Annotated in this window: 13 protein-coding genes and 2 pseudogenes; 10 read left to right on the top strand and 5 right to left on the bottom strand. The window is 61.0% G+C overall.

What is annotated here, in order from left to right; genetic code table 11:
- Positions 1–27 precede the first annotated feature (27 nt).
- From tmk to ACWCOO_RS05965, 3 genes are read left to right on the top strand one after another with little or no spacing between them, the layout of a single operon-like run.
- The gene (gene tmk / locus ACWCOO_RS05955; RefSeq protein WP_446832009.1) at positions 28–630 is read left to right on the top strand and encodes a dTMP kinase; all 603 of its coding nucleotides are present in this window, start codon (positions 28–30) and stop codon (positions 628–630) included.
- Positions 623–1,597 (top strand): hypothetical protein, encoded by a 975-nt coding sequence (locus ACWCOO_RS05960; protein ID WP_446830085.1) that lies wholly within the window; start codon positions 623–625, stop codon positions 1,595–1,597. Before tmk ends, ACWCOO_RS05960 begins: the two co-directional genes overlap by 8 nt.
- Positions 1,594–1,932 carry a hypothetical protein gene (locus tag ACWCOO_RS05965; RefSeq protein WP_446830086.1) on the top strand — a complete coding sequence of 113 codons (339 nt, stop codon included), beginning with the start codon at positions 1,594–1,596 and terminating at the stop codon, positions 1,930–1,932. Before ACWCOO_RS05960 ends, ACWCOO_RS05965 begins: the two co-directional genes overlap by 4 nt.
- Here ACWCOO_RS05965 and ACWCOO_RS05970 read toward each other — a convergent pair whose 3' ends face one another.
- Entirely contained in the window at positions 1,933–3,693 is a 1,761-nt protein-coding gene (locus ACWCOO_RS05970; RefSeq protein WP_446830087.1) for an ArnT family glycosyltransferase, read from the bottom strand.
- An 80-nt stretch (positions 3,694–3,773) separates the two neighbouring features.
- Between ACWCOO_RS05970 and ACWCOO_RS05975 the strand changes: the two genes are divergently transcribed.
- Entirely contained in the window at positions 3,774–4,805 is a 1,032-nt protein-coding gene (locus ACWCOO_RS05975) for an NAD(P)/FAD-dependent oxidoreductase (protein ID WP_446830088.1), read from the top strand.
- A 34-nt stretch (positions 4,806–4,839) separates the two neighbouring features.
- Here the strand turns inward: ACWCOO_RS05975 and ACWCOO_RS05980 are convergent, their stop codons facing one another.
- On the bottom strand, positions 4,840–5,430 hold the full coding sequence (locus ACWCOO_RS05980) for a TlpA family protein disulfide reductase (RefSeq protein ID WP_446830089.1): 591 nt from the start codon (positions 5,428–5,430) through the stop codon (positions 4,840–4,842).
- Between the two features lie 14 nt (positions 5,431–5,444).
- Here ACWCOO_RS05980 and ACWCOO_RS05985 point away from each other — a divergent pair, with 14 nt between their 5' ends.
- Both ACWCOO_RS05985 and ACWCOO_RS05990 read left to right on the top strand, forming a co-directional pair.
- Positions 5,445–6,800 carry a sialidase family protein gene (locus ACWCOO_RS05985; RefSeq protein ID WP_446830090.1) on the top strand — a complete coding sequence of 452 codons (1,356 nt, stop codon included), beginning with the start codon at positions 5,445–5,447 and terminating at the stop codon, positions 6,798–6,800.
- A 261-nt stretch (positions 6,801–7,061) separates the two neighbouring features.
- A complete protein-coding gene (locus tag ACWCOO_RS05990; protein WP_446830091.1) occupies positions 7,062–7,448 on the top strand; it encodes a hypothetical protein in 387 nt (128 codons plus the stop codon).
- 216 nt (positions 7,449–7,664) lie between these two features.
- On the opposite strand, the pseudogene ACWCOO_RS05995 reads toward ACWCOO_RS05990, so the two are convergent.
- Positions 7,665–8,003: pseudogene (locus ACWCOO_RS05995) on the bottom strand (transposase); the annotation flags it as partial.
- 327 nt (positions 8,004–8,330) lie between these two features.
- A pseudogene (locus ACWCOO_RS06000) lies at positions 8,331–8,669 on the bottom strand (transposase); the annotation flags it as partial.
- Positions 8,670–8,912: 243 nt separating this feature from the next.
- Between ACWCOO_RS06000 and ACWCOO_RS06005 the strand changes: the two are divergent.
- Complete coding sequence (locus ACWCOO_RS06005) at positions 8,913–9,464, top strand: helix-turn-helix domain-containing protein (RefSeq protein WP_446830092.1); 552 nt, start codon at positions 8,913–8,915, stop codon at positions 9,462–9,464.
- A gap of 57 nt (positions 9,465–9,521) precedes the next feature.
- Positions 9,522–10,597, top strand: a protein-coding gene (locus tag ACWCOO_RS06010) for an IS3 family transposase (protein ID WP_446830093.1) whose coding sequence is annotated in 2 segments (ribosomal slippage) — positions 9,522–9,777 and positions 9,777–10,597 — 1,077 coding nt in all. Because the reading frame shifts where the segments join, the coding sequence is not laid out codon by codon here.
- Positions 10,598–10,613: 16 nt separating this feature from the next.
- Here ACWCOO_RS06010 and ACWCOO_RS06015 read toward each other — a convergent pair.
- Positions 10,614–11,783, bottom strand: coding sequence for an IS4 family transposase (locus tag ACWCOO_RS06015; protein ID WP_446830094.1), 1,170 nt, complete (start codon positions 11,781–11,783; stop codon positions 10,614–10,616).
- Between the two features lie 246 nt (positions 11,784–12,029).
- Here ACWCOO_RS06015 and ACWCOO_RS06020 point away from each other — a divergent pair, with 246 nt between their 5' ends.
- On the top strand, positions 12,030–12,275 hold the full coding sequence (locus tag ACWCOO_RS06020; protein WP_446830095.1) for a hypothetical protein: 246 nt from the start codon (positions 12,030–12,032) through the stop codon (positions 12,273–12,275).
- Positions 12,276–12,329: 54 nt separating this feature from the next.
- A complete protein-coding gene (locus tag ACWCOO_RS06025; RefSeq protein WP_446830096.1) occupies positions 12,330–12,593 on the top strand; it encodes a hypothetical protein in 264 nt (87 codons plus the stop codon).
- Positions 12,594–12,757: the final 164 nt, after the last annotated feature.

Genomic DNA, 12,757 nt, shown 5'->3' on the forward strand with positions numbered 1-12,757 from the left:
GTGGGCCGATTCATAGTATTGGAGGGCATGGAGGGAACCGGCAAGTCCACACATGCGGCCTACCTGGCGGATTGGCTCAAGCAGAGCGGCCACGAGGTTGTTGCAGCGAGAGAACCGGGCGGGACGGCGCTTGGCGAGCGGCTGCGGGCCATATTGCTGGATCCCGGCATCGCCGCTATGCCGCCCCAGGCCGAGCTGCTGCTGATGTTCGCCGCCCGCAGCGCTGCCATAAGGGAAGTCATTGCGCCGGCCTTGGAGCGCGGTGCCTGGGTGGTGTGCGATCGCTTCGTGGACTCCAGTTACGCCTACCAGGCATACGGACGCGGGCTTCCCGTGGCGCAAGTGCAAGTGCTTGACGAGTGGATCGTGGGTAAATGCAAACCGGACCTGACCGTGGTGCTGGATGCGCCACCCGAGTTGGGCCTGAAGCGCAAATCGGCGCCGGGCGACAAGGATCGATTCGAACGCGAAGACCTGGAGTTCTTCGAACGGGTGCGTTCTGGCTACCTGCAGCGGGCGGCGGCGGGCGGCGCGCGCTATCTCGTTGTGGACGCCGCCAGGCCGCTGGCGGATGTGCGCAGCGCGCTACTGGCAGCGGTGCGTAACTTGGATGACACCCACGATGGCTAGCGGCGGCGAGACCGGCCTGCCGTGGCTGACTGGGCTGGAATCGGAGCTGGACGCATTGATCCGCTCAGCGCAGTTGCCTCACGCCTTGCTGATACACGGAGAGCGTGGAACCGGCAGGCGGCGCCTGGCGGCATGGCTTGCACAACGCATCCTGAACAGCAAGCGCGCCGTGTGGCCGGCGGATTCCGCGCCGGACACCACATTGCACCCGAACCTGCATCCCGCCGTGCCGGAGGAGGGCAAGTCTCTGCCGGTGGACCGCATCCGCGAATTGATCGAGTTCATGCTGATGAGCGCCTACGGCAGCGGCGCGCGGGTCGCCGTGATTTTCCCGGCGGAATCGATGCGTCGCAGCGCGGCGAACAGCCTGCTGAAGATTCTCGAAGAACCGCGACCCAACAGTTACCTGCTGCTGGTGGCCGAGTACACGCAGCCGCTGCCTGCCACCATCATCAGCCGCTGCCGCCTGGCAAAGACGCCGGCGGTGCCTCAGGATGCGGCGCTGGACTGGCTTGCGCAGCAGTCCAAGGACGTGGATTGGCGCAATGCCATGCGACTTGCCGGTGGCGGCCCCCTGTGGGCACAGGAATTGCATGCGCAAGGGCTTGATGAGCGCGCTCGCGCCATGAGCGGCCAGCTGGCGGCGCTGGAGAAACGCAGCGCGACTCCGGCCGAGGTGGCGCGCAGTTGGAAGGACGTGCCGATGCGATTCGGTTGCGATTTCCTGTTTCGCTGCGCATACCGGCGTGTTCGGGATTGGATATCGCCGGAAAACGAGAATAGTGCTTACAGGCAGAGATTTTTGCGCTTGCCCGAAGACTCGCGGCGGGCGATGATCAGCCGCAGCTTCGCTCACCTGGACGCCATCGTGGAATGCCGCCGTTCCGAACACTTCAGCGCCAACGCGGAGTTGGCCATGACTGTGCTGCTGGAGAGCTGGTTCGGCGGGTTCTGCGCGCGCAGATGAAGGCTCCAGCGTTTTACTCGCTGGTGCTGGAGGATTCGAACGCGATGGCGCGGGCCTGGATTTCGTTCCTGGCGCCCGGCGGCCTCTGGGTGCTTGCCCGTCGGGAGCACACGCTCGGCGAGGAAGTGGTGTTGCTTGTGCAATTGCCGGACGGAGCCACGTGCAGCGTGGCGGGCAGGGTAGCGTGGATAGGCGCCGAGAATCGCGCCCAGGGCGGCCGGCGGGAGACCGGAATCGCCCTGGAAGGCCGCGAGGGAACCCTGCTCGCGGACCGCATCAGGGCGCATGCCGGCAGCGCAAACGCTCCTGCCCAAACGTTGTTGGGCTGCCTTTGATCAAGGATCCGAGCGTTCGCTGTTTCTCCAGCCTGCGAAGCGGATGACCCGTTTCGGGGCGGCCTCTGTGCGGCATTCCGGACGCAGCATTTCGGCTTCCAGGAGAAACCAGTTGCGCCGGTGCGCATAGCCAAGCGGAACGCCGGCGCCATTCCTGAAACACCAGGTTCTGTACTGCGCTGGCGCCAGCAGCAGTCTGCCGGGAGCCGCATTCAGCCAAGTGGCGGCATCAAGGATTTCCTGCCTGCGATCCGCCCTGCGCCGCCCGAAGTGGGTTATGGGGCGGTCGATGTGCAGCACCAGTTGCGCGCGCCAATCGGCCATCCCCAGTTCGGCCTCCGCCGGCAACACGGTCTGCGCAGCGGCTGTAATCGTCTTGCCCGACCGGCCTTCGTTCAGGACCGAGAAGGCGCCCCAGCCGAGCAGCAACCAGAAGGTCAAGATGACGCATCCGGTCACTGCGGCGACTCTACGGCTGCCCGCCGCCAGGAGTCCGGCCAGCCCCGCCGCGCTAGCGACGATCAAAAGCGGCACAACAACCGGATGAATCGAATTGATGGTGAGCAGCAAGGCCAGGCGCTCCGGGTACAGGAGGTTGAACCAGAACGGCGAACCATCGGAAAGGGAAGTCACGTCGGGCTGATCCGCCGGCGTCACTCCATAGACCCGCAACATGGCGAACAGCAGCACCGAAAGCGTTGTCATCATGCCGAGCCACAGAGCGCGGCGGCAACTGCGATGCTGCAGCGCGCGACCCAGGGCAGGGCCGCAGGCCAGCGCCAGCGCCGGAATGAGCGGCAAGAAATCGGCGGCGCGCTTGGTCTGGCTGACCGAAAGCAGCAGCAGCGCGGCGCCGGACCAGCAAAACACGCAGAAGAGGGCGCTGTCCTGCCGCCGCAGGCCGTCCCGCCAGGCATAACGCATCCACGGTAATGTCAGGATCAGCGGGAAACACGCCCAGGGTGCGACCTGAACGAGGTAATACCAGAATGGTTTGAGATCGCTCCAGGAGGAGGGTTCCAGCGCCAGGGGCCAGACTTTGAGCACGGCAAGGCGGTAGTGAGCGATCGTCTCTGCGTCCGACAGCCAAAGCAGGCTCAGCCACACTCCTGGAATGACCGCCAAGACGGCGAGACCCCCAAGCCACCGCCAGTCCCAACCGATTGCCGGAACTTTCCATCCCCGGCGCAGCGCCCACAGCCAGGGCAGGAAGAGCAGCAGCGGAAGCAGAGCCGAAACGTGAATCAGCAGGCCCAGGCCGCAGCCGGCACAGCCCAGCAAAAAGTGTCTCCAGGCAGGTCCCAGCAGGAGGTGGCAAGACAGACCGTAGAAGCCAAGAGCGACAAAAAGGCCCAACACGATGTCGCCGCCCCCGGCGCGCGCCTGCACGGAGAATTGCACGCAGGCCAGCAGTGCAGCAGCCGACCAGAAGGCCGCGTCCTCGCCCCAGAGCCGCTTGGCGAGGTCCCAGGTGAGCCAGAGGATGCCGAAAGCCGCCAACAGCGACGGCAGCAGGAAGCCGGCGCGCAATCCGAACAGCCACTGAAATACGCCGAGAATCCATACGTAAAGTGGCCCGTGGTCGGCGAACGGCTCACCCGCCAGCGTCGGCGCAAGCCAGTTGCCGTAACGGAGCATCTCCAATGCCGCCAGGACGTTTTCCGGCTCATTCGGCGGCCACGGGTCCCGCAGCCCGAAGCCGGCCGTAAAAATCAGCAGGGCGCAGCCGAACAGGATCAGCGGCCTGAAAGAGTCTCGCATGAGGCAAGTTTATCGCCGTGGGCGGACACTTATAATGCCTTGCGCGGCGAATACGGCCCGCAAAACGCCGCCTGGACGCCATGACCCTGAGAACCGATGCATTGATTGTGGGCGCCGGCCCTTGCGGGCTTTTTCAGGCGTTCGAATTGGGCTTGCTTGGCATACGCGCCCATATTGTGGATGCGCTGCGCGAGCCCGGCGGGCAGTGCTCGGAGCTCTATCCGGACAAGCCGATTTATGACATTCCGGCCATTCCCGTGCTCAGCGCTCAGGAATTGGTGGATGCCCTGTTGAAGCAGATCGCGCCGTTTGAGCCGGTATTCCATCTCGGTGAAGAAGTAACTGTGGTGGAACCGCTCGAAGCGGGGGAGGGGTTTCGCGTGGAAACCGGCGCCGGAAAGTATTTCCAGGCGCGCACCTTGTTTCTGGCAGGCGGCGTGGGCTCGTTTCAGCCGCGCAAGCTGCGTCTGGAGGGGGCCGATACCATAGAAGGCCGGCAACTTCACTATCGTGTCAAGGATTCTTCACGCTTTGCCGGCAAGCGTTTGCTGATTCTGGGTGGCGGCGATTCGGCTTTGGATTGGGCACTGGAGCTAAGCGGCGTCGCAGAAAGCGTTACGCTTGCTCATAGGCGCAACGAATATCGCGCGGCGCCGGCGTCGGTGGCGCAATTCAAGCAGTTGGTGGCGCAGGGCAGGGCGCAACTGTTCGAAAACGCGCGCGCTACGCGCCTGCAGTTACGCGAACGCGCACTGCAGGCTGTGACTCTAACAGTCGAAGGTGCGGAGCAGGATCCGCTTGAAGTCGATGAATTGCTGGCGTTTTTCGGCTTGGCTCCGAAGCTGGGGCCGATCGCTGGCTGGGGATTGGACCTGAACCGCAAAACCGTGAATGTGGATCCCGAAAAGTTCCAGACCAATGTGCCGGGCATATTCGCCATAGGCGACATCTGCTTTTACCCCGGAAAGAAGAAACTGATTCTGAGCGGATTCCATGAGGCGGCGCTGGCGGCTTTTGCCGCCAAGGAGCTATTGGAGCCGGGGAAAAAGGTGCATTTGCAGTACACGACCACCAGCCCCATCATGCACAAGCGGCTGGGAGTCACCGGCTGACTCCTGCAGGAGCAGGGCCTCACATCGTCTGTATCTAACCGGCCCCGCGCTCCGCCTGCGCCATCTCCGCGCGTATCGCCGCCTCGAACTGCTCCTCGCTGTGCCCGCCGAGCAGCGTCTTGGACAGCTTGCCGTCGGGATTGATGAGATAGTTGGCCGGCAACACGCCCGACCAAAGAGGATCTAGTTCCTCTATCATCAGATAATCTTCAACTTCTGCGCTTAAGTAGCTGTTCCATTGCGGAAACCTGTTCTCAATAAACTCCGTGACCAGCCAACTGGAATCCATCGGATCGTCCACCGAAATGGCAATGAGCGCAAATCGGGACGGATCGAGCTTCTCGCGCAGGTGAAGGAGTGCGGGAATCTCGTGAATACAAGGGCCGCACCAGGTGGCCCAGAAATTCACCAGCACCACCTTGCCTCGGTGGCGTTCAAGCAGGGGCGGCAAATCCCGGGCGTAGATGAAATCCAGGACTCCGCCGCTGCCGGGCGATTGCGGCAAATCGGTGTCCGCGGCCGCGAGCCGGAATCCCCACAGCGCCAGGACTGACAGCGCCAACAGCATTGCCGCCGCTTGCAGGCCAAGCGGTGTAAGATAGCGATGCGGCAATTTGATCTTCATGGAGGCTATGTCCTATGAAACTGAGAGCATACACCAGCGCTATGGCCTTGCTCGGAGCGCTTGTTTTCGCGCCTTCGCTCGCTTGGAGCCAGGTTGAAGTCCTTCATCAGCAGAAGCTCGGGGACGTCAACCGCGCGGCTTTCAGTCCGGAAATCACTGTCTCCAACGACGGCGAGTTGTATGTGGTCTGGCTCGACCGCGACATGCCGACAGGCCCGCCACCCAAGCGCGCTCCCGGCGAACACAGCCATCGATCCTCGGTGGATCTTCTGATATCCAGGTCCGGCGATGGCGGCGCCTCCTTCACTGCTCCGGCCCGCGTGAACCAGGAAAGCGGTGTAATCTGGGGCTTCCAGGTAAGCAAGCCGCGCATCAGCACGGATCTGCATGGAGCGGTGCATATCTTTTACCCCGCCAATGCCGTGTCGTCCGAAACCCGGCTGGACGTGATTGCTTCGCACTACACGCATTCTGCCGACAAGGGCGCCACGTTCTCCGCGCCCGTTACCCTGAATTCACACGTGGACCGTGATGGGCGAGGGCTGCTGGGCGAGGAATTGGGTGCCGCGCACGCCTTTGGGACCATGGCGGTGGCCCCGGATGGAACAGTCCACACCTTCTGGCTGGATACGCGATACATGGACGGTGTAAGCGACGGCGCCACGCTGTTCACGGCCGTCTCTAGCGACGGCGGCGATAGCTTCTCGAAGGAAATCGAATTTGCGCGCGGCGTGGTTTGCCCGTGCTGTCAGCTTGTAGCGGATTTCGTCAGCGACGCCGTTCTGGTCTCCTACAGACATGTCTTCGACGACGGCTCTCGAGACAGTGTGGTGCTGCGCTCCACCGACCAAGGCACCACTTGGCCCGAATTGGCGCGCGTACCCCTCGACCCCTGGTATACCGGCGGTTGCCCGCTGAAGCCACTGGACATGGCCGTGAACGAGAATTACGTCTATTCGGTGTCTTATTCAGAAGGGCCGGAACAGCACGGCGTATGGTTCAGCCGCTCACACAATGGCGCTCTCGAATTTGAAGCGGCGATGCATTTGCATCCTGCGTCCAATTCTAGCGACTCACCAGTCGTCTCTGTCACTCCAAGCGGCGTGGTGCGCGTTGTCTGGCATTCCCGTGAAGAGCGAAGGAGTCCCTTCAGATTGTACATGGCGGAATCCTACGATCACGGCGAAACGTTTACGAAACCGATGGTTCTGCCCACGCCGGAAGGCAATTCCCGTTTTCCCGTGATTGCAACGGCAATGGACGGAACCTCGCATATCGCCTGGGAACAGCGCGTGAAGATCGGTGAGATCGTGACGACCGAGGTACACGTGATGAGCGTGGCCGCGCCACGGATGCGCCTGCGACCGTGATCGCCAGCTTTGAGCCGAGAGGTGGAATAGACGACAACTCGCCTCTCGAATAAACCTTGCAGCCTGTCGGACTGCCTCGTCCTTGAACTCAGGGCTGTATCTTTGGTTGCTCATGGTACTTTCTCCTATGCTCGGAATAGGGCACGGAAGTATCCATCAAACCGGAGGCACTCCTACTCAAATCTAGTGCCTTGTACGATTCAAATAATTTAACATGATATAGTTTGGGGACTGTAAGCTTGAGCGTATTGGAGGGTAGAGATGCAACGACTTAAAATGAACTTTATTAGGGCCACAGCAAGCCTATGCTCGGTGATTCTACTTATAAGCCCGCTAATGCTATTTCCTCCGCAAGTGGAGGCGCATGAAGGAACTCTATTCTATGATAGTTACTCGTGTGGCGGCGGCTGGGGAACGGCGGCGGCAACTTTATCGGTTCCGGTGGGTGGTGTGGAAGCGGCGAATATTGCCGAAAATGCAGGTTATCTGGGGTTTGAAATTCATGTTGATGGTTATATCGTTTGCGGAGTAAGGCGTGATGAGCATTGGATACAGACCGTTTGCTTATTAGCTACTATTCTGTTTTGGGCGGATAGTATCCCGTGCCGCTGGTATATTCAGACGTATGCAGGCCACGGCTGGCACTAGGAATTAGGATATGGATCCAATTTTGATACCTCCCGGGGTAACGGTTGAGCGTGTGATCGTATTCACTGCAATATACGTTCTAGCCGCCATAGGCGCGTGGAATCTTGTAAAGCTAGTGTTCCGAACCATGAAAAAGTAGGGGTGGGCCATTTCGATTGCCTGCAGCCATGGTGTAACACAACCACACTGTCAAATCTGGTGTATGGCGTGATTGAATCAGGCGGCTTTTCTGCTGCTGGTTCTGTGATCGATTCCGTCGACGAATGTCACGCCGGCGACGACATCGGCGAGTTGTCGGAACCCACGTAGCCTTCGCCATCGTTTCTGAGCGCTCATGGCGAGCTGATGCATCAGGCTGAGGCCGGTGCGAGCACTCACGCAGTTTCGTGTTTTGCGGGTCCGCAGGCGGATCGTGGCGAACGTTGATTCGATGGGGTTAGTGGTGCGGATGTGTTGCCAGTGGGCGGCCGGAAAGTCGTAGAAGGCCAGCAACACGGGGCGATCTTTGACCAGGCACGCGACCGCCCTGGGGAATTTGTTCTCGTAGGTAGCGACTGTCAATGCCGAAGTAAATTTCCCCAGTTGTGCCGAAGTAAAAATCCCCACTTTTTTGGATATGTCGGCTCATTCTGAACTTTTTCGTAGGGGCGGGCGTCCGCGGCGTTTCTTTGTGTAGAGAGCACATTTTTTGATACCTCCCGGGGTAACGGTTGAGCGTGTGATCGTATTCACTGCAATATACGTTCTAGCCGCCATAGGCGCGTGGAATCTTGTAAAGCTAGTGTTCCGAACCATGAAAAAGTAGGGGTGGGCCATTTCGATTGCCTGCAGCCATGGTGTAACACAACCACACTGTCAAATCTGGTGTATGGCGTGATTGAATCAGGCGGCTTTTCTGCTGCTGGTTCTGTGATCGATTCCGTCGACGAATGTCACGCCGGCGACGACATCGGCGAGTTGTCGGAACCCACGTAGCCTTCGCCATCGTTTCTGAGCGCTCATGGCGAGCTGATGCATCAGGCTGAGGCCGGTGCGAGCACTCACGCAGTTTCGTGTTTTGCGGGTCCGCAGGCGGATCGTGGCGAACGTTGATTCGATGGGGTTAGTGGTGCGGATGTGTTGCCAGTGGGCGGCCGGAAAGTCGTAGAAGGCCAGCAACACGGGGCGATCTTTGACCAGGCACGCGACCGCCCTGGGGAATTTGTTCTCGTAGGTAGCGACTGTCAATGCCGAAGTAAATTTCCCCAGTTGTGCCGAAGTAAAAATCCCCACTTTTTTGGATATGTCGGCTCATTCTGAACTTTTTCGTAGGGGCGGGCGTCCGCGGCGTTTCTTTGTGTAGAGAGCACATTAGTTGTCCGGTCTTAGAGCACATGAAGTGTCCGGTCGTATCTTCGAGCGTTTCTTGTTTTTGGGGAGTTCGAGATGGGGACGGCCAGGCGACGTCAGTGGAGGCGTTTGGAGATGTTTGAGGAGGCGCTTCGAGACTGGGAAGGCGGCTGTTTGACGCAGGATCAGGCGGCGGCGTTATTGGGGGTGAGTGTGCGGACCTTTCGGCGCTGGACGGTTCGGTATGGCGAGGACGGTATTGAGGGTTTGCGCGACCGTCGGGTGTCGCGGGCTTCGGGGCGTGCGGCGCCGGTGGACGAGGTGATGCGGATGGTGGATCGCTACCGCACCCGGCATGCGGGCTGGAACATGCGTCATTACTACGCTTGGTATCGTCGTGCTGGGGCTCAGCGCAGTTACACGTGGGTGAGGAACAAGCTGCAGGAGCATGGTGCGGTAGTGAAGGGCCGTGGCCGTGGCAAGCACCGGCGCAAGCGGGCTCCGGCGCCGTGGCCTGGAGTGATGCTGCACCAGGACGGCAGTACGCACGAGTGGGTTTCGGGGAAGACTTGGGATTTGATTGTGACCATGGACGACGCCACCAACGAGCATTACTCGATGTTTTTTTGCGAAGAGGAAGGCATGGGGAGCAGTTGTGCGGGAGTGCGCGTGACCGTTCCCCTGTAATCCGAGCCGTTTTGGATGTGTGATTTCCTTGTATGTTGACCCCAAGGAGGTCCCCCGATGAAGCGGAAGCGGTATACGCACGAACAGATCATTTCGATCCTCAAGGAGCACGAGGCCGGCCAGCCGGTCGGCGAGTTGGCGCGCCGGTATGGCGTCGTCGAGAACACGATTTATCGCTGGAAGTCCAAGTATGGCGGCATGGAGATATCCGACGCCAAGCGGCTTCGTGATCTTGAGCACGAGAACGCCCGGCTCAAGAAGCTGTTGGCCGAAGCGGAGTTGGACAAGTCGGCGCTGAAGGAGCTGGTCCAGGGAAAATGGTGACGGTCGCCCAGCGGCGAGCGGCCGTGGATCACCTCACCGATCGCCGCTACAGTCAACGACGTGCCTGCCGCCTGGTGGGCCTGCCCCGTTCGGTGGCCTGGTATCGGCTCAAGGGCCGTGACGACGCGGACCTGCGTCACCGGATGCAGGTCCTGGCGGAACGCTATCCCCGCTACGGTTATCTGACGTTGCACGAGATGCTCAAGCAGGAAGGCCGCGTCATCAACCGCAAGCGCACGTATCGGGTCTACCGCGAGGAAGGCCTGCAGGGGCGTACCAAGCGCCGCAAGAAGATCACGCGGCCCAGAGTGCCCATGCCGGTGCCGACGAAGGCGAACGAGCGCTGGTCCGCGGACTTCATGTCCGATCAGCTCGCCAATGGCCGGCGGTTCCGGATCCTCAACTTAATCGACGACTTCTCCCGCCCGTGTGTCGGTCAGATCGTCGACACCTCGATCTCCGGCGCCCGCCTGGCCCGGTATCTCGATGAGCTCGGCACCATCCGGCCATTGCCCAATACCCTGGTGCTCGACAATGGCCCGGAGTTCACTTCCAAGGCGATGTTCTTCTGGGCCCGGCGAACCGGTGTGCGGCTCCACTTCATCCAGCCCGGAAAGCCGACTCAGAATGCGTTCGTGGAAAGCTTCAACGGCAAGTTCCGAGAGTACTGCCTGGACTTACATTGGTTCGGCAGCCTGACGGAAGCACGCGCCATCATCAAGCGCTGGCAAACGCACTACAACCCTGTCCGGCCTCACCGATCCGTGGGCAGAATGCCCCCCTCAGTGTTCGCCAAGAAAGTAGCTTGATATCACTAGTGTCCGGTTAAAAGTCGAATAAATTCATTTGGTTGGGATTGCCATGGGGTTCGGTCGTGAGTGGGCTGTCGAAAAGCCCTTGATTCAACGAGGTTTTTTCGAACATGGTGATCGACAGGACTTGCAGAAAAGTGTAGAGCGAGACCTCCAGGCCGAGGCGCTTCTTGACGATGGCGACGAGAACGTAGACCGACACGGCGACCCAGATCTGCGTCTTCACGGCGTTCTCGGAGGTGCCGAGGAACGACTTGATGCGCAGGTGCTGCTTGATCCACTTGAAGAACAGCTCCACCTGCCAGCGGTTGCGGTACAGCTCGGCCACGGTGAGGGCGGGCACGGCGAAGTTGTTGGTCAGGAAGGTGAACGTCCTGCCGGTTTTCGGGTCTCGGCACTTCACCCGCCGCAGGGGCTGGGGGTAGTCGTCCCTGGACTTCACGCCCGTCAGCACGACGGTCTGGTCGCAGAGCAGGCCGGCGAACTTGTCGACGGGACGGGAGTATCGGCGGCGGAACCGGGTGTTGGACTTGGCGCGGGTCACGAAGAACGCGCCCATCGCGTGGATGGCGTTGAGCCGCGTGAAGTCCAGGTAGGCGCGGTCCATGACGTAGAAGGCGCCGGGCTCCGGGACCAGCAGGTCCAGCACGTTGACATCGTGCAGCTTGGCCTGCGAGACATGGATGAACGCGGGGATGCTGCCGCGCAGGTCGAGGAGCGTGTACAGCTTGACGCCGGACTTCGTGGTTCGGAACAGCGCCCAGGGGAAGACCGACATGCACAGGTCGATGGTGGAGGAGTCCAGGGCGTACACGGTGTGGTCGAGCTCAAGGCCCAGGTCCTCGCCGGAATACAGGGCGCGGGCCTGCCCGATCAGGCGCTGCGCGAACTCGGCGAAGATGCGCCAGTCCCGACGCTCGTTGGCGTCCGCCAGGGTGGAGCGCCGAACCGGCGAGCGTATGCCCATGTGGTACAGCTTGGCCGACTGCGCCGACAGGCTGGCCTTGATGTCGCGCAGGCTCTCCCGCCCGGTCAGCTGCGCGAACGCCAGCACCCGGTACTGCTCGGCGCAGGACAGCGTGCGCACCCTGCGGTTCCCTTCGTACCGCGCCACCACCCGATGGAAGGTCTTCCAAGGCAGGAAGTCCATGACCTGCGCGAACAGCGTCGTTCCGGCATACATGCGGTCCCCTCAGTCCCAAGGGATCAAAGGGAGAAGATTTTGCCGACCCGCGCTCAAGTCGGGGACACCCAAAATCCGTTGTAACCTCTTGTTAAGCATCCATAAATCAGCGAATCTCTAAACTTAAACCGGACACCAGTGGCTTGATATGATGAATTTCCCACATCCAGGGTGGCTCGGATCCAGGGAAACGGTCACGCGAGGTGATTGAGTCGAAAGGGCTTTTCTATTCGCTGTATACGGATCGTGCGTCGCATTACTGGCACACGCCCAAGGCTGGGGGGCAAGGTGGACAAGACACGCCTCACGCAGTTTGGCCGGGCGTTGATGCAGGATTTGGGCATTGACATGATTCCGGCGTATTCGCCGGAGGCGCGGGGACGTTCCGAGCGGGCCTTCCGCACTCACCAGGGGCGCCTGGTGGGGGAGTTGGCGCTGGCGGGGATCACGGACATCGACGCCGCCAACCGTTATTTGGGCGAGGTCTACTAACCGGCGTTCAATGCCGAGTTTCGCCGTGCACCGGCGGAGGACAAGAGCGCCTTCGTGCTGGTGGCGGATCTGGCCCGCCTCGACGACATCCTGTGCGAGGTGCACGAGCGCACGGTGGCCCGCGACAACTGCGTTCGCTTCGAGGGCCAGGCGCTGCAATTGCCGGCGAGCCGTCACCGCCCGCATTACTTCAAGGCGCGTGTCAAGGTGCGCCGTCACACACACGGCGCGCTTTCCGTCTGGCACGGCCCGCGGCTGTTGGCACGCTACACGGCGGATAGACAGTTCCAGCCAGATGAGCTGGAGAGGGCGGCATGAGCGCCTCGGCGCGCTCCCCGCTACGGTCGCTACGCTCCCTTCGCGGGGAGCGCGCAACCTTCGTCAGGGTAAACTCAAAACCGGACACTTCATGTGCTCTAAGACCGGACACTTCTATTTGTCCGCAACAAACTTTTACAGACAAGCCTGAACGGGGGCCGTAA

This window comes from Candidatus Foliamicus sp., assembly GCF_965221325.1.
GTDB lineage: Bacteria > Pseudomonadota > Gammaproteobacteria > Steroidobacterales > Foliamicaceae > Foliamicus.

Bases quoted from the DNA above. Each gene is read 5' to 3' on its own strand.
- ACWCOO_RS05975 (WP_446830088.1), top strand. From the start codon at position 3,774: ATGACCCTGAGAACCGATGCATTGATTGTGGGCGCCGGCCCTTGCGGG.
- ACWCOO_RS05985 (WP_446830090.1), top strand. From the start codon at position 5,445: ATGAAACTGAGAGCATACACCAGCGCTATGGCCTTGCTCGGAGCGCTT.
- ACWCOO_RS05980 (WP_446830089.1), bottom strand. From the start codon at position 5,430: ATGAAGATCAAATTGCCGCATCGCTATCTTACACCGCTTGGCCTGCAA.
- ACWCOO_RS05970 (WP_446830087.1), bottom strand. From the start codon at position 3,693: ATGCGAGACTCTTTCAGGCCGCTGATCCTGTTCGGCTGCGCCCTGCTG.
- ACWCOO_RS05965 (WP_446830086.1), top strand. From the start codon at position 1,594: ATGAAGGCTCCAGCGTTTTACTCGCTGGTGCTGGAGGATTCGAACGCG.
- ACWCOO_RS05960 (WP_446830085.1), top strand. From the start codon at position 623: ATGGCTAGCGGCGGCGAGACCGGCCTGCCGTGGCTGACTGGGCTGGAA.
- ACWCOO_RS06015 (WP_446830094.1), bottom strand. From the start codon at position 11,783: ATGTATGCCGGAACGACGCTGTTCGCGCAGGTCATGGACTTCCTGCCT.
- ACWCOO_RS05990 (WP_446830091.1), top strand. From the start codon at position 7,062: ATGCAACGACTTAAAATGAACTTTATTAGGGCCACAGCAAGCCTATGC.
- ACWCOO_RS06005 (WP_446830092.1), top strand. From the start codon at position 8,913: ATGTTTGAGGAGGCGCTTCGAGACTGGGAAGGCGGCTGTTTGACGCAG.
- tmk (WP_446832009.1), top strand. From the start codon at position 28: ATGGAGGGAACCGGCAAGTCCACACATGCGGCCTACCTGGCGGATTGG.